Below are 17540 nucleotides of genomic sequence, written 5' to 3' on the forward strand. Positions count from 1 at the left end.
ACGTATATGAGGTTGTGCTCCCAAAACTAGATGTGATTGAAAAATCACCGCGTCTCGGCGTTATGAGCTATAAAGGTAAAGATCAAAGATCATTACAAATTGCGGTGGTACCACGGTAAAGCGTCCGCACTTTGTTTTGGTCTTTTTATATTAATTAAGGGGAAAACTTGTCATGAAAGAGTTGAGTTCAGCAGAAATTCGTCAAATGTTTTTAGACTTTTTTGCTTCTAAAGGGCATGAAATCGTGCCTTCAAAAAATTTGATTCCGCAAGATGATCCAACACTATTGTGGATTAACTCAGGTGTTGCGACATTAAAAAAATATTTTGATGGTACGGTGGTGCCTAAAAATCCACGTATTACAAACGCTCAAAAAGCTATTCGCACCAATGATATTGAAAATGTAGGCAAGACAGCACGTCATCATACTTTGTTTGAAATGATGGGTAATTTTTCAATTGGTGACTATTTCAAAGCCGAAGTGATTCCGTGGGCATGGGAACTGCTCACGAGTCCAGAGTGGTATGGTTTGGATAAAGAAAAGCTTTATGTCACTGTTTACCCGAAAGATCAAGAAGCAAAACAAATTTGGCAGAAAAAAACAGATTTACCAGATGGCCATATTTACGAAGTAGAAGATAATTTTTGGGATATCGGTGAGGGGCCATCAGGTCCTGATTCAGAAATTTTCTTTGATCGGGGACCAGCATTTCAAGATTTACCAGACAATGATCCTGAAATGTATCCCGGTGGTGAAAATGAACGGTACTTAGAAATTTGGAATATCGTGTTTTCGCAGTTTAATCATTTGCCGGGGTTAACTGATAATTCGCAATACCCTGAATTGCCACATAAAAATATCGATACAGGCATGGGATTGGAACGTGTCGTTTCTGTTTTCCAAAATGGTCGAACTAACTTTGATACTGATCTCTTCTTGCCTATTATTCATGCCACAGAAGCTTTAACAGATGGTTTTGTTTATGATGATAGTCAAGATAGTGAAAGCAATACTAGTTTTAAAGTGATTGCCGATCATATTCGTGCTATCACATTTGCAATTGGTGATGGTGCGTTGCCATCAAACGAAGGACGCGGATATGTTATCCGTCGTTTACTTCGTCGTGCTGTATTGCATGGACAAAAGTTAGGCATTAAGGGCGAATTTTTGATTAAGTTAGTCCCAGTTGTTGGTGAAATTATGGTGAGTTATTACCCAGAAATTTCAGAAAACGCAACGAAAATTCAAAAAACAATTGCCTCTGAGGAAAAACGATTTAATGTAACATTAGCTGGTGGCTTGGCTTTATTGAATGACGTGATTGCTGACGCCAAAAAGAATGGTCAACACCAAATTAGCGGTCTGGATGCTTTCAAACTGTCTGATACGTATGGTTTCCCCCTAGAATTGACACAAGAGCAAGCTGCTGATGCAGGCTTAACAGTTGATGTTGATGGCTATCGTGATGCTTTACAAGCGCAACGTGAGCGCGCTCGTGCAGCACGTTCTAGTGACAAGTCAATGGGTGTTCAAAATGCTGTTCTAACTGATTTGAAAGTGGATTCTAAGTATGTTGGATGGTCTGAAACAAAAGTTTCAAATGCTGAAATTGTTGCGATTATTGGTCAAGATAGCGCTGGTGTTGATGCGTTATTAGATAGTGCAACTGCAGGTCAAACAACGCAACTTGTATTTGATGTGACACCATTTTATGCTGAAATGGGTGGTCAAGTGCCTGACTTTGGTGACATTTCAAATCAGGCTGGTGCGCTCATTGGACATGTTGTTGATGTACAGACAGCGCCAAATGGACAGCATATTCATACCGTCGAAGTAATATCTGACTTTAATTTAGGTGACCGTGTTACGCTTGAAGTTGACATGGCACGTCACATTGCTGTTTCAAAAAATCATACAGCGACCCACATGCTTGATCAAGCACTACGGAATGTGATAGGTGGGGATGTGCATCAAGCTGGTTCGCTTGTTGAACCTGACTACTTACGTTTCGATTTTAACCATGATGGTCCAGTTTCTGATAATGATTTAGATGAAATTGCTGTAATGGTCAACCAAGAAATTGCCAAAAATTTGCCGATTACATGGGTTGAAACAGATATTGAGTCAGCTAAAAAACTGGGTGCTGTGGCGGTGTTCGGTGAGAAGTATGGTGAAAAAGTCCGAGTCGTTTCTATTGGTGATTTTAACAAAGAATTTGATGGTGGCACGCATGCCAATAGTACGGCGGAACTAGGCATTTTCAAAATTGTCAGCGAATCCGGTATTGGCGCTGGTGTACGCCGAATTGAAGCTGTCACAGGATTAACAGCATTAGCATTATACCAGTCTGAAGAAAAAGCATTGAAACAAATTGCTAATGGCTTGAAAGCACAAAAATTAATAGATATACCTAATAAAGTGAGCGAGCTGCAAGCTGAATTGCGTAATACACAGCGTCAAAATGAGTCTCTTGCCGCACAATTAGCTAATGCTAAATCGGGCGAGATTTTTGACGATGTTCAAACAGTCAACAATCACAGTTATATTGCGAAAGCGCTGACTGTGAATGGCATTGATGGTCTCCGACAAGTGGCTGATAATTGGAAAGAAAAGCAGCCCTCTGATATTTTGGTTTTGGCATCAGCTGCAGAAGGTAAGGTGAGCTTGATTGTTGCTGCTTCATCTGAAGCGATTAAGCAAGGCATCAAAGCAGGAGATTTAATTAAATCCATTGCACCAAAAATTGGTGGTGGTGGTGGTGGCAGACCAGACATGGCACAAGCAGGTGGTAAAAATCCTGATGGTATCACAGACGCATTGGCAGCCGTTGCAGATTTCTTAGCTGATAAGTAATTTTTTTGTAACTTGATTGAGAAAATAATTTAGTATTATAGTGAGTAGTAAGTAACAATGTGTCAATCACATTGCATTTTGAAGAGAAAGGAGCGTGTACCATGACAGTAGGAGATGAAACGGCTGTTTTTGACTTTGGAAATCAGTTGCCTAAGGATATTCATGAAACATTAGAAATTGTGTATAATGCACTGGAAGAAAAGGGCTATAATCCAATTAATCAGATTGTAGGTTACTTGATGTCTGGAGACCCAGCTTATATTCCGCGTTTGAATGATGCTCGAAATTTGATTAAACGTCACGAACGAGACGAAATAATTGAAGAGCTCGTACACGCCTATTTAGATAAATAATGCGACTATTAGGATTAGATGTTGGTAGTCGAACAGTGGGCGTTGCGGTCAGTGATCCAATGGGTTGGACTGCACAAGGTGTCGAAATTATTCGTATCAACGAGGATGAAGAGCAATTTGGACTAGAGCGTCTTGGTGAGATTATCAAAGAAAAGCAAGTTAAAGGTGTTGTTCTGGGTCTACCTAAAAACATGAATAACAGTGAGGGACCACGTGCCGAAGCGGCTCGTCAATATGCCAAGATGGTTGAAGAACACTTTAATTTGCCCACGGATTTTCAAGATGAACGGCTCACAACTGTTCAAGCTGAACGCATGTTAATTGAAGAAGCTGATGTATCACGTAAAAAGCGGAAACAAGTCATTGATAAAATTGCTGCAGAATTTATTTTACAGAATTATCTGGATGCGAACGGTAAATTAACTAAATAACTCAAAACGCGCTGTTCTTGGTATACGGATCAGCGCGTTTACGTTATAATGAAATCATTAACAGTTAAAGGAAATGACTATGAGTGAAAATAACCAAGAAGTACAAAAAATTACCCTAATTGATGAAAACGGTGATGAAGCGCTTTATGAAATTCTCTTCACGTTCCATTCTGATGAATATAGCAAAGATTATATTTTGTTAGTCCCTGAGGGTGTTGAGGATGATGAGGAAGTTGATATACAAGCCTACATTTTCAACCCTGATGAAAATGGCGATGCTACCGAAGAAGAACTTATTCAAATTGAAGACGACAAAGAGTGGGATATGGTCGAAGAAGTGCTTAACACTTTCTTGGACGATGATACGAACTTTAACTAAATTGAATTAAAATGTACCTTATAATTTTGTTTGACCAAATTACAAGGTACATTTTTATTGCAAAAAATTATAAAAGCCTTTAAATCAAGCTTATCAAGTGATAAACTATTCATAGAGAACTTCTTGTGTAATACATCAAGTTGAATATTTGAAAGTATTGATTGTCATAATAATCGACACCAATACGTTGGAGGAATAGTTATGGTTGCATTAGTGGGCATACTAGATTTAGCGCGATTCCAATTCGCGATGACCACGATTTTTCACTTTTTCTTTGTACCAATGTCAATAGGATTAGCTGTTGTCGTTGCGTTAATGGAAACGTTGTATGTCATCAAAAAAGATGAGACGTACAAAAAAATGACACAGTTTTGGGGTAAGATTTTCTTACTCAGTTTTGCTGTGGGTGTCGTGACAGGTATTATTCAAGAATTCCAGTTTGGTATGAACTGGTCTGAATATTCAAGATACGTTGGTGACATTTTTGGTGCGCCATTGGCGATTGAGGCTTTGGTTGCTTTTTTTGCGGAGTCAACTTTTATTGGCTTGTGGTCGTTTACATGGGACCGATTTAAGCCAGCCATTCATTTAATTTTTATTTGGGTTGTCGCTTTTGCATCAAGTATTTCTGCTTTATGGATTTTAGCAGCCAATTCATTCATGCAAAATCCAGTTGGTTATGCAATTGACAACCACATGGGTCGAGCTGAATTAAAAAGTTTTGGTGCTCTGCTGACAAACAAACAGCTTTGGATCGAATTTCCGCACGTTTTAGTTGGTACTTTTGTAACAGGTGGTTTTATCGTTGCTGGCATGGCAGCGTTTAAATTGCTCAAATTAAAAAAAGGTGACAAACAAATTGATTTCTTCCGTAAGTCAATTAATGTTGCCTTAGTTGTTGCTTTGGTTGGTGTTGGTGGCGCCTTGATTACGGGTGATCAACATGCCTTTGAGTTGCAGTCAATGCAGCCTATGAAGTACGCTGCCATGGAAGGTGTTGATACAACTCTTGATGCATCCAAAAGAACTGATAAAGCACAACCTTGGTCATTGATTTCAGTGACTAATCCTGCAACACATCGTGTCATTGCCAAAATTGAAATTCCTTATGCATTGTCAATTCTTGGTAATCACTCTTTAACTGGCGGGAAAACTACTGGTACAACTGAGCTTGAAAAGCAATTTGAAAAGAAATACGGTAAAACAACTGATGGTATCAAAAACTATTATGTACCAGAAAATACGTTGTTTTATTCATTCCGTGTGATGGCAATGGGCGCTGGATTACTTGGCCTTGTCGCAGTTGTTGCACTATGGTTTAACCGTAAGAAGTCTAATTTAATTTTGTCTCAGCGCTGGTTCTTATGGATAATGGGTGTTATGACATTTTTCCCATTCGTGGTTAATACAGCCGGATGGTTGGTCACTGAATTGGGTCGTTTCCCTTGGGTTGTTTATGGTTTGATGACAATCGCAGATGCTGTTTCACCAAATGTTTCAGCTGCTTCATTGCTGATTTCTAACATTGTTTACTTCTTAACTTTTGCTGCCTTGGGTGGTGTCATGATTTGGTTGTCTCGACGCGTGCTTCATGCTGGTCCGGATGCAGAGGAAGAAGCAGAAGCTTCACCACGTGACCCTTATGAACATCTATCAGGAAGTGAGGTAGAAGCATAATGAGTTTTCTACAAATTTTATGGTTCATATTAATAGCTGTTTTGTGGTCAGGATTCTTATTCTTAGAGGGTTATGACTTTGGCGTTGGTATGCAGTTTGCCTTTAACGCACGAAATCAAAAAGATCGGCAGGCACTATATGAAGCGATTGGACCGAATTGGGATGCCAACGAAGTCTGGCTTTTGACTGCTGGTGGTGCCACTTTTGCTGCCTTTCCTTATTGGTATGCATCACTATTTTCTGGCTTTTATTTACTTTTGTTTATTGTCTTGATGGCATTGATTTACCGTGGTGTGTCATTTGAATTTCGTGAGCACATGCCAACTATTCAAGGTACGCAACTTTGGGAAAGATTGATTGCGCTGTCTTCGTTCATTGCACCATTCTTCTTAGGTATGATTTTTACAGCGATGGTTTCCGGTATGCCAATGGATGCCAAAGGTAACATTTCGGCAGGATTCTTCGATTATGTTACGCCATTTACACTAGTGGGCGGTGTCGCAGTTGCACTAATGAGCTATGTTCACGGCCTTAACTACACGCGTTTGCGGATTGATGGTGATTTGCGTGTTCGTGCTTTAACACAGCTAAAAGTTTTGTATCCACTACTTTTGGCAGGTGAAGCATTGTTTGCTGTTTTGCTGTTTTTCTACACTGACTTTTTGCAAACAAAAACATTGTGGACTTTGCTAATTCTGGTAGCAATTGTTGGAACAACCTTGCTTGGTTGGTACTTGGCTATTGCTAAGACAAAAGAGGGTGTGCCATTTGTGTTATCTGGTTTGACATTAGTGGAAGTTGTCGTTTTGCTATTTGTAGGTATGTTTCCTCGTGTGATGGTTGCAGCTGATCCATTACACAGCCTAAAAATCATTAATGCATCTTCGTCACCTTACACTTTAAAAGTGATGACTGTTGTCGTCTTAACTGCCTTACCAATTACCCTTGCTTACCAAATTTGGAGTTTCTGGGTATTCCGTAAGCGCATTGTCGCGGACAAAGTGGTTGAATAATAAAACAAAAAACGTTTACAATTGATGTGAGCGTTTTTTAGTTTAAGGAGAGTATGCTGAATAATTGAATTTTCAGCAAACAATAGATAGTAGATGATAGATAAAAGATTGTTTGCCGTGCCGGGCATTATAAAAATATTGGCAACTTTGGTTGTATTTACAGGATTACAAGCATTTGCAATATTGTTTCAGGGTATTTTTCTTGCCAAAGTTCTTGTTGCTTTATGGCAAGGTAATGGTATCACAAGTGTGGTGAATCAAGTGCTTGCTTTTGCGATTGCTTTTTTAGTTCGGCAATTGCTGGTCGTTTTTAAAAATTCATTGATGGCCCACTTTTCAGATCAGGCGGTCGAGTCTTATCGTGTACAATTACTGGCAAAGTACGCGGAAATTGGGCCAAGTGTCATTACAAAATCAGGTACCGGAAATGCGGTTACAACACTTGGCGCTGGCTTAGACAATGTCAAAAATTATTTTCAATTGTTGTTGATTAAAGTTTTTGATTTGAGTATTATTCCATGGTTGATTTTACTTTACATTTTTTTCTTAAAATGGGAACAAGGGTTATTTTTATTATTAATTTTTCCGGTGGTAATTTTATTTTTCATTATTCTTGGTTTAGCTGCACAGAGTAAAGCGGATGCTGAGTTTGCTAATTTTAAAAATTTAAATAATCGTTTTGTGGATGCTTTACGTGGTTTGCCAACATTGAAGCAGCTTGGTTTATCACAATCTTATGGGTCAGAAATTTATAACATTTCAGAGGATTATCGTAAGACGACAATGCGGACACTCCGCATAGCAATCACTTCTACATTTGCATTAGACTTTTTTACCACACTTTCTATTGCAATTGTGGCCGTGTTTTTGGGTTTTGATCTTATGAATGGTAAGATGACACTCTTGCCGGCACTATCTATTTTAATTTTGGCACCAGAATATTTTTTGCCACTACGTAACTTTGCAGATGATTATCATGCAACCTTAAACGGCAAAAATGCTCTGACTGACGTATTAACGGTTATTGATATGCCAAGTGTTCCGGAACAAGATTTGTTGACACTGGCAACGTGGCAAACGAATTCTGAATTAAATTTGGCTGATGTTGCTTTTTCATACGATACGGTACCAACACTAACAAACATTAACGTCAGTGCAAAAGGATATCAAAAAATTGCGATTGTCGGGGAGAGTGGTTCAGGAAAATCAACGCTATTGAAGCTTTTGGGCGGTTTTTTGCAGCCAAATGAAGGTTCAATTATTGTGAATGGTCAAACATTGTCACACCTGACCCAGCAGAATTGGCAAAAACAGTTTTTCTACATGCCACAATCTCCCTATATTTTTCATGCTTCTTTACGTGATAATATTAAATTTTATACACCAAATACGGATGATGTGACGGTTGAATCAGCTATTGAACGGGCAGGACTGTCTTCTTTGGTTCGTGAAATGCCGGATGGACTCGATACAATGATAGGTGAGAGTGGTCGTCAGCTATCTGGTGGGCAAGCGCAGCGCGTAGCGTTAGCGCGAATGTTACTTGATCCTCAACGAAAAGTGTTGCTTTTTGACGAACCAACTGCTCATTTGGATATTGAAACTGAAGTTGAATTAAAACAAACCATGGCACCAATTTTAGCAAATCACTTAGTTTTCTTTGCGACACATCGTCTACATTGGTTAGATCAAATGGATTATGTTTTAGTGATGGCAAATGGTCAAATTGTTGAAACTGGTGAGCCTAAAACATTGTTAGCCGATGAAAATAGTGCGCTTAATCACCTACGTCATGAATTGTATCGAGGTAAATTGGTATGAAAAAAATTCAAAAGTTACTTCAAAATGATCATTGGATTATGCCATTTTTGCGGCAACAAAAATCTGGTTTGTTTTGGTCAATATTTTTAAACTTCATGACTACTTTTGCAGCAGGCGCTTTGATGTTTGTCTCTGGATTCTTAATTTCAAGGTCGGCACAACATCCTGAAAATATTTTAATTATTTATGTGCCTATCGTATTAACGCGTGCTTTTGGTATTGCAAGGCCAGTCTTTCGCTATGCGCAACGTTTGGTGTCACACAATTGGGTATTACGTATTGTATCAAAAACAAGGCGACGACTTTATGAGAGTGTTGCGAGCACAGCAGGTAGCATTCGTGGTCGTATGCAGACGGGTGATATACTTAGTTTGTTAGCTGATGATTTAGATCGATTGCAAAATCTTTATCTCAGAACACTGTTTCCACTCGGTGCTGGCATCATGTTGTATATTTTTGTCAGCATTGGATTTGGCGTTGTTAATTGGCAATTTATGTTGTGGTGGTTTTTTATACTGGCTGTTATTTTAATCGTGATTCCTTTGCTAAGCTTAAAATGGAATTACAATGGTGTGCGCCGTCAAAAAGCTTTACAGAATCAACTATATACTGAAGCGACGGATGCTATTTTGGGATTACAGGACTGGGTGCTTTCGGGTAGACAAGCTGATTTGGTCTCTCGGCAGGGCAAAGTGATGTCAGAATTAGCTAATGTTAAAAATAAAAGTATGAAATTTGGGTGGTGGCGTGATTTCTTAATTCAAATGTTGGTATTATTATTGACGATTACAACATTGATTTGGGCGGGCAATCAATTTGCTAATGATCGTGATTTGGTCAACTATATCGCAGCTTTCACATTAGCAATATTCCCATTGGTTGATAGTTTTGTTGGTGTTAATCAAGGCGTTAGTGAAGCATCGGTTTATGAAGATAGTATGACACGCTTGAATCAGTTGCCCGCAGTTAAAAAGATTGAAAGTGCACCAATTCCTAAAAATACGGTAGTAAAATTTGATAAAGTAACGTTTGCTTATGCTGATAAAACAATAATTGATCATTTAGATTTGACAATAACATCAGGCGAAAAAATTGCATTATTGGGCCGTTCTGGTGCTGGTAAAACAACTATATTAAAACTGCTGGCAGGCGATATCAATCCAAATCAAGGCGAAGTTACTATTGGTGGTCAGCCAGTTAGCCAATTACAGCCAAAAATGTCAGAATTGGTAGCTGTTTTGGATCAACAAGCTTATTTATTTGATTCAACAATATTGAATAATGTGCGCATGGGTAATATTCATGCTTCTGATGATGCAGTAGCAGAGGCCATCAAACAAGCTGGTTTACAACCGCTAATTGACGCTTTGCCAGAGGGATATCACACACAAATGCGTGAAGCTGGCGCTCGATTTTCAGGTGGTGAACAGCAACGATTTGCCTTGGCGCGTATTTTATTGCAGGCAGCACCTATTGTTGTTTTGGATGAGCCAACAGTATCTCTTGATCCAAAAACTGAACATGATGTCTTGACACAAATCTTTTCAGTTTTACAAGATCGTACGATTATTTGGGTAACACATCATTTGACAGGTATTGAAAATGTTGATAAAGTATACTTTTTAGAAGCAGGCAAATTTGTTTTGTCGGGTAAACCATCACTTCTTCGTGATGAATCAGAAAGATTTAAGCAACTACTACTAATGGATCAATATTAATGGCAAAGAAAAAGCGTCGTAAATCCAAAAAAAAACTGCGCCAACAACGATTATTATGGTTAATCGGTGGCCTTTTTGCTTTGGTGGTCGTTGCCTCTATGGTTTCAGAGACGGTTATTTATCAACGGCAACAAACACAATCAGAGGATGCTGACCATGCTCAAAAAGCTGCTTGGATTAATCAATTAGCACCGTATGCGCGTGAATTGCAAGAAAAATATCATGTCATTGCCTCAATTAGTATTGCGCAAGCCATTTTAGAATCCAATTGGAATACAAGTACATTAGCAACTCAATATCATAATTTATACGGCATCAAGGCAGACGCAGGACAAAAAAGTGTGGTATTGCCAACTAAAGAATATGAAAATGGGCAGTGGATCACGATTCAAGGGCGTTTTGCTGCTTACAGTAGTTGGCAAGAGAGTATGAAAGCTCACGCGATGCTCTTGTATCGTGGGACTAGTTGGAATACAAACCAATATCAACACGTTTTGGCGGCAAAGGACTATGCTACTGCTGCACAAGCTTTGACGCAAGATGGCTATGCGACCGATCCTTCCTATGCCAAAAAATTAATTACAATCATTCAAACGTGGCATCTCGATCGATTTGATGTGCCCACAAAATAAAAAACTAACAATTTTTGTAATTGTTAGTTTTTATTTTGTTGATTTTTCAAATTCTGATTTAAAAATACCCATCATGAGACTATCATGGTAGCGACCTTCGGCAAAGAAATGTTCTCGCAAGGTTCCCTCAGCGATAAAACCAATTTTTTTATAAATATGAACAGCTGCTGCGTTTTTGACATCGACATACAGATAGACTTTGTGCATATTAAGCACTGTGAAGGCATATTCAATGCCGGCTTTCATCGCACTTTGTGCATAACCATGGCCCTGATATTTACTATGTATAATAATTTGAATTTCAGTATGACGATGAAGCGTGTCGATATCCATTAATTCGACGACACCAATGAACGATTCGTTATCCTCAATAACAAAGCGACGTTCAGTTTGATCTAAAATATGACGATCATATAAAATTTGTAGTTCGTCAAATGAAGAATAAGGTTCCTCAAACCAAAGTGCCATGACGCGACGAGAATTTTCCTGTTCATAAATATAGGGTAAATCTCTTTTCTCTAATGGTCTAAGTTTCATTTTTGATACACTTTCTTTTGTTTTGTCCATAAAATAGGATTTGGTCACTCATAGTTTAACACAATTTGATATTTTATCATAACGGGTAAAAAAAAATCCTGATCCAGTGAATAGAGATATCGGCCTATTGGTGGTAAAATAGAAAGAGCTAATTTACAGATAAAGGACAACAATATGCCATTAGAAACACTTGTTTCAGGAATGAATGATCGACAATCAGAAGCAGTACAAACGACACAGGGACCATTATTGATTATGGCTGGTGCTGGCTCGGGAAAAACGCGTGTGTTGACACATCGTATTGCACATCTCATACAAGATTTAAATATTTATCCTTGGCGCATTTTGGCAATTACGTTTACTAATAAAGCAGCACGAGAAATGCGTGAAAGAATTGCCCAACTTGTTGATGCTGAAGTGGCAAAAGAAATTTGGGTCTCAACATTTCATGCCTTAGCAGTACGAATTTTGCGACGTGATGGTGAAAATATTGGCTTATCACGTAATTTCACCATTGTTGATACTAGTGCGCAGCGTACTTTGCTCAAAAGAGTGATTAATGATTTAAATCTTGACACAAACCAATATGATCCCAGAACAATTTTAGGGACGATTTCCAATGCCAAAAATGATATGTTGACACCTAAAGCATATGCAAAACAAGCCGGCAATGTTTACGAAGAAACTGTCGCAGAAGTTTATGCTGCCTATCAATCTGAATTACGTCGTGCGCAAAGTGTGGACTTTGATGATTTGATTATGCTGACAATCGATTTGTTCAACCAAGTACCAGATGTATTGTCAAAATATCAAAATCAATTTGAGTATTTACACGTCGATGAGTACCAAGATACAAATGATGCGCAATATACAATTGTTAATATGTTAGCCAAAAGATCACGTAATTTAGCAGTAGTCGGTGATGCAGATCAGTCCATTTATGGCTGGCGTGGCGCTAATATGAATAATATTTTAAATTTTGAGAAAGATTATCCTGATGCGCATACCGTCATGTTAGAGCAAAATTATCGGTCGACACAAAATATTTTGGACGCCGCCAATGCTGTTATTAACAACAATAATGAGCGCATTGACAAAAACTTATGGACTGAAAATGGCAAAGGCGACGAAATAACTTATTATCGTGCACAAAGTGAACGTGACGAGGCTAATTTTGTTTTATCAAATATTCAAAAAATGCGACAAACGGAACAAATGGCGTACAGTGATTTTGCTGTTTTGTATCGTACCAATGCCCAATCACGAGGCATTGAAGAAGCTTTAGTTAAAGCTAATATGCCATATACGATGGTAGGTGGGCATAAATTCTACGAGCGTAAAGAAATTTTAGACATTATGTCGTATATGAATTTAATCACCAATCCATCAGATAATGCTGCGTTTGAACGTATCGTGAATGAACCCAAACGAGGCATTGGCGCAACTTCAATTAATCGTTTACGTGCTTTTGCCAATCGTATGGATTTGTCCTATATGGGTGCCATTGAAAATATTGAACTAGCGCCCGAAATTACAGCAAAAGCCGCTTCTAAGTTGATTAGTTTTGCTGAAATGATGCACAATCTTCGTCAACAAGCTGAGTTCTTGAATGTTACTGAATTAGCAGAAATGGCAATGACGACCTCCGGTTATCGCAAAATGTTAGCAGAAAAAAATGATCCGGAAAGTCAAGGACGTTTAGAAAACTTGGAGGAGTTCTTGTCAGTTACCAAAGAGTTTGATGCTAAATATAATACAGATGATCCTGATTCAGTTGATCCAATGACAGATTTTCTTGGCTCAACTGCTCTGATGAGCGATTTAGATGATTTTGAAGAAGGTGATGGCGCAGTGACACTAATGACATTACACGCTGCCAAAGGTTTGGAATTTCCTGTGGTATTTCTTGTCGGCATGGAAGAAGGTATTTTCCCGCTATCGCGTTCAATGATGGATGACAATCAACTTGAAGAAGAACGCAGGTTGGCTTATGTGGGTATTACACGTGCAATGAAAAAGTTGTTCTTAACAAACGCTTATTCACGCTTGCTTTATGGTCGTACACAATCTAATGAAGCGTCGCGTTTCATTGATGAAATATCTCCTGAACTACTCGACATGGTTAATAGTGGATTTAATAGTTCTACTACTTTAGACCGCCATTTACCGTTTGACAATCGTACGCAGCGTGCAACGGCAACAACCTATAAAGCAAGTCCTGTAACAAAAACGACATCAGGTACGACTGGGGCGGATAAAACGCCATGGCGAGCTGGCGATAAAGTATCACACAAAAAATGGGGCATTGGGACAGTGGTCGCCGTTTCCGGAGACGCCCAAGATCAAGAATTGAAAGTCGCTTTTCCTTCTGAAGGGGTTAAGCAACTTTTGGCCGCTTTCGCACCAATTACACGTGTCGAATGACAACATTTATCATTATTAGAGGCAATTCTGGAAGTGGTAAAACCACGTTAGCACAAGCTTTACATGACCAGTGTGATAATAGTTTTCTAATTTCACAAGATATTGTTCGCCGACAAATGCTACAAGTTGATGATCATGCAGGCAATTTAGCCATTAATTTGATGGCCGAATTAATTGAATTTGGTCGTTTGCATGTGGACATTGTGATTTTGGAAGGTATTTTACGGCAAGATGTATATCAAGAAATGTTACAATCTGCTTTAAAAAAGTTTGACGTTGTTATACCCGTCTATTATGATTTGACGTTGCCAGAAACGATTAATCGTCATCGAACAAAAAAATTTGTATCATTTACAGAGTCAGATGTTGCCAAGTGGTATCGAAAAAAAGATTATCTTGGATTGTCAAACGGAATAATCTTTAATCAAACGACTACTCTGAAACAAGCTATCGCAGTTATCATGCAACGAATTAATCATCAGTGAGGTATGAGATGTTACCAGAATTTACACCAATTGAAAAAATGACAACAGAGACAGCGCAGCAAGAAATTGCTCATTTACAGACACAATTAATCAATTATGGTGTTGCCTATTATGAAAACGATGAGCCTTTGGTTGAAGATCATATCTATGATGCTTTATACGCACGGCTTGTTGCGCTGGAAAGCGTATTTCCTCAATTTATGACGCCGGATTCACCAACACAAAATGTTGGAGGTGCTGACACCAAATCTGATCTAGCAAAAGTTACCCATCCAGCACCGATGTTGTCACTAGGGGATGTCTTTAGTTTGGCAGAACTCGAGGAGTGGGATGTGCGCACGACCAAATCATTAGGGTTTCAATCAGCGTACAATTTGGAGCTCAAAATTGACGGTTTAGCAGTGGCGCTCACCTACGAACAAGGTAAACTGGTACAGGCCTCAACACGAGGTAATGGTGTTGTTGGTGAAGATGTCACACGCAATGTGAAAACAATTAAATCAGTGCCACAAACGCTAACAGAGCCACTAACCATTGAGGTACGTGGTGAAATTTATATGCCGAAAAAAAGTTTTGCTAAGTTGAATTTGCAACGAGAAGCTGATGGATTAGAACCTTTTGCAAACCCACGGAACGCGGCAGCAGGGTCATTACGTCAATTAGATGTTGGTATCACGAAATCACGTGAATTGTCGGCCTTTGTTTATTACACCGCTGAACCGGAAGTTTTGGGTGCTACAACTCAAAGTGGCGCTTTGGCGCGTTTTGTATCACTTGGTTTACCCACCAATCACCAAAACCGTGTGATAGAAAAAATGGCAGATATTGCTGACTATATTTCAGAGTACACTGCTAAACGTGATGAGTTGGCATATGGTATTGATGGTGTTGTTGTTAAAGTTAATCAATTAGATTTGCAAATTGATTTAGGCAATACGGTTAAAATTCCTCGTTGGGCAATTGCTTATAAGTTTCCGCCAGAAGAAGCACTGACAGTTGTTAGAGACATTGAATGGACAGTTGGCCGCACTGGCGCAGTGACACCAACTGCTGTGATGGATCCAGTTCAGTTAGCGGGGACAACAGTGCAACGTGCTAGCTTACATAATCCTGATTATTTGAATGAAAAAGGGGTGCGAATCGGTGATACTGTAACACTTCACAAAGCCGGTGATATCATTCCAGAAATCGGGCAAGTGATAGTAGATAAGCGACCAGTTGATAGTACCATCTATGAAATCCCCACTTTTTGTCCAGCTTGTCGATCGGAATTAGTTCATATTGAAGGTGAAGTTGCTTTGCGATGCATCAATCCATTTTGTTCAGCTCAAATTCAAGAAGGGTTAACGCATTTTGCGTCGCGCAATGCGATGAATATTGATGGTATGGGGCCACGTGTTATCGGTCAACTATTGAAAGCAGGATATATTAAAGACGTTGCTTCAATTTACCGGTTGGAATTGTCTCAACTGTTGACATTAGACAAATTCAAGGAAAAATCTGCGGCAAATTTAATCAATGCAATTGCTCAATCGAAAAATAATTCGTTAGAGCGTTTGTTGTTTGGATTAGGCATTCGTATGGTTGGTGCTAAAGCGGCACGCCTAATTGCTGAAAAATTCAAAACACTCACAGCAATAGCAAATGCGGATGTTGATGAAATTTCAGCCATTCCAGGCATTGGTGAAACCATTGCTCAGTCATTAGTACAATACTTCAGCATGCCCGCTGCAGATCAACTTCAGCAAGAGTTAACTGAAGCAGGTGTCAATCAAATTTATTCATCTGGGGTCGAAATTGACGAAAATTCATTTTTTTATGGCAAAAAGGTTGTATTAACTGGTAAACTAGAACAGAGTAGTCGTCCCGTTGCGACTAAGTGGTTGCAAGATCATGGTGCTAGTGTCGCCGGGTCTGTTTCGGCAAAAACTGATTTACTCATCGCCGGTGGTGCTGCTGGTAGTAAGTTAGAGAAAGCAAACGAACTGGGTGTCACGGTTTGGACAGAACAAGCATTTGTTGATGCACAGTTAAAAGAGGATAACAAGTCATGAAACGCATTAGTTTCCGAATTTATATGATAATTGCGGTGGTAGTCTTGGGGGTGGCGGTTGGCGCATTATATTTTTTTAATGCCAATCGGGTCACACCGACAACGACTAAAAAAACTAGTGGGGTACAGATTACACAAAGTACACCCGGTGAGTACCAAACAGTTATTAAGAATGGTCGATATTTAGTGAGCGCCGCACGAGGCATTACTGCTTCTTCTGAGCCGAATAGTCTGGATGTTAAAAATTTTGAATCATCATTACTAGATTTGGCAAAAGACCACTTTAAACCCAGTCGTTATATTTTTCAAGAAGGACAATACTTGGGTTCATCTCTGGTGACAGATTTATTGGGACGCAAAAGTAGTAGTGATACCATTGGCCTTAACCCTGAGGATAATGGTAAAACCGATAGTTCACGCAACCCAATTTATGTGCAAACATTGACGGAACAAGACTTTATGGTCAAGGATGGTAATAGTTTGAAGTTATCAGGTATGATCATTGGTGTTGCAATGAATACACAAGATGAATACCAAAAAGAACAGTATGGTGCCACCTACACGCAAAATATATCTGAAGCGGACCGTATTGCTTACGGTAAAAAAATTGCGCCACAGATTTTAAAGCAAGTTCGTGAACAAAAAGGTGTTAGTGATGATACGCCAATCGTGATTGCCATGTATGCTAATTCACAAACAGATTCACTTGCACCAGGTAGTTTCTACGCACAGACAACGAGTGATAAAGGGACAACAATTGAGAAATGGTCCGATATTAACGATCAATCAATTGTATTGCCAAAAGAGTCAACTGATACTTCTAAATTGGGTTCGGATGCTAACACAGGATTTGCTAATTTTAAAAATGACGTTGCCAACTTTTTCCCGAATATTGCAGGAGCAACCGCTGTTGCTGACTTTAAGAATGGTACGTTGTCAAGCATGACAGTCAACGTCACAACGCAATTTTATAGTCAAACCGAAATTGAAAGTTTCACAACTTATATTTCACAATCAGCTTTGAAGTATTTGCCAAGCAATGTGCCAATTAAAATCATTGTACAGACAGCCAATGAAATGCAGGCGATTTTGATTCGCAAGTCTGGTGAAAAAACATTTACAACAACATTATTAGATTGATTATAAAAAGAAGCAAAGGACAT

General features: G+C 39.0%; 14 protein-coding genes. 13 read left to right on the top strand and 1 reads right to left on the bottom strand.

The window, feature by feature from the left end:
* Positions 1-172: 172 nt before the first annotated feature.
* From alaS to ACI3ES_RS02985, 9 genes are all read left to right on the top strand, one after another.
* Positions 173-2854, top strand: a complete 2682-nt coding sequence (alaS, locus tag ACI3ES_RS02945) for an alanine--tRNA ligase (protein ID WP_114666480.1) — start codon at positions 173-175, stop codon at positions 2852-2854.
* 101 nt (positions 2855-2955) lie between these two features.
* Positions 2956-3207 carry an IreB family regulatory phosphoprotein gene (locus tag ACI3ES_RS02950; RefSeq protein WP_004910843.1) on the top strand — a complete coding sequence of 84 codons (252 nt, stop codon included), beginning with the start codon at positions 2956-2958 and terminating at the stop codon, positions 3205-3207.
* Complete coding sequence (ruvX, locus tag ACI3ES_RS02955; protein ID WP_004910845.1) at positions 3207-3638, top strand: Holliday junction resolvase RuvX; 432 nt, start codon at positions 3207-3209, stop codon at positions 3636-3638. Before ACI3ES_RS02950 ends, ruvX begins: the two co-directional genes overlap by 1 nt.
* A 79-nt stretch (positions 3639-3717) precedes the next feature.
* A complete protein-coding gene (locus ACI3ES_RS02960; RefSeq protein WP_004910847.1) occupies positions 3718-4017 on the top strand; it encodes a DUF1292 domain-containing protein in 300 nt (99 codons plus the stop codon).
* A 201-nt stretch (positions 4018-4218) separates the two neighbouring features.
* A complete protein-coding gene (locus ACI3ES_RS02965) occupies positions 4219-5694 on the top strand; it encodes a cytochrome ubiquinol oxidase subunit I (RefSeq protein ID WP_004910849.1) in 1476 nt (491 codons plus the stop codon).
* On the top strand, positions 5694-6707 hold the full coding sequence (gene cydB, locus ACI3ES_RS02970) for a cytochrome d ubiquinol oxidase subunit II (RefSeq protein WP_114666481.1): 1014 nt from the start codon (positions 5694-5696) through the stop codon (positions 6705-6707). Before ACI3ES_RS02965 ends, cydB begins: the two co-directional genes overlap by 1 nt.
* Positions 6708-6800: 93 nt before the next feature.
* Entirely contained in the window at positions 6801-8528 is a 1728-nt protein-coding gene (gene cydD, locus ACI3ES_RS02975) for a thiol reductant ABC exporter subunit CydD (protein ID WP_114666482.1), read from the top strand.
* Entirely contained in the window at positions 8525-10246 is a 1722-nt protein-coding gene (gene cydC / locus ACI3ES_RS02980) for a thiol reductant ABC exporter subunit CydC (protein WP_114666483.1), read from the top strand. Before cydD ends, cydC begins: the two co-directional genes overlap by 4 nt.
* A complete protein-coding gene (locus ACI3ES_RS02985) occupies positions 10246-10878 on the top strand; it encodes a glycoside hydrolase family 73 protein (RefSeq protein ID WP_142511267.1) in 633 nt (210 codons plus the stop codon). Before cydC ends, ACI3ES_RS02985 begins: the two co-directional genes overlap by 1 nt.
* A gap of 30 nt (positions 10879-10908) precedes the next feature.
* Here the strand turns inward: ACI3ES_RS02985 and ACI3ES_RS02990 are convergent, their stop codons facing one another.
* Entirely contained in the window at positions 10909-11415 is a 507-nt protein-coding gene (locus ACI3ES_RS02990) for a GNAT family N-acetyltransferase (protein ID WP_114666695.1), read from the bottom strand.
* A gap of 174 nt (positions 11416-11589) precedes the next feature.
* Between ACI3ES_RS02990 and pcrA the strand changes: the two genes are divergently transcribed.
* The 4 genes from pcrA to ACI3ES_RS03010 are packed head-to-tail and all read left to right on the top strand — an operon-like array spanning position 11590 to position 17517.
* The gene (pcrA, locus tag ACI3ES_RS02995) at positions 11590-13839 is read left to right on the top strand and encodes a DNA helicase PcrA (RefSeq protein ID WP_407632020.1); all 2250 of its coding nucleotides are present in this window, start codon (positions 11590-11592) and stop codon (positions 13837-13839) included.
* Positions 13836-14324 carry an AAA family ATPase gene (locus ACI3ES_RS03000; protein ID WP_114666486.1) on the top strand — a complete coding sequence of 163 codons (489 nt, stop codon included), beginning with the start codon at positions 13836-13838 and terminating at the stop codon, positions 14322-14324. The genes pcrA and ACI3ES_RS03000 overlap by 4 nt, the downstream gene beginning before the upstream one ends.
* Before the next feature lie 8 nt (positions 14325-14332).
* Complete coding sequence (gene ligA, locus ACI3ES_RS03005; RefSeq protein ID WP_114666487.1) at positions 14333-16378, top strand: NAD-dependent DNA ligase LigA; 2046 nt, start codon at positions 14333-14335, stop codon at positions 16376-16378.
* On the top strand, positions 16375-17517 hold the full coding sequence (locus ACI3ES_RS03010; protein ID WP_004914301.1) for a CamS family sex pheromone protein: 1143 nt from the start codon (positions 16375-16377) through the stop codon (positions 17515-17517). Before ligA ends, ACI3ES_RS03010 begins: the two co-directional genes overlap by 4 nt.
* Positions 17518-17540: the final 23 nt, after the last annotated feature.

The sequence above is a fragment of the Leuconostoc falkenbergense genome (assembly GCF_045801155.1).
GTDB classification, from domain to species: Bacteria; Bacillota; Bacilli; order Lactobacillales; family Lactobacillaceae; genus Leuconostoc; species Leuconostoc falkenbergense.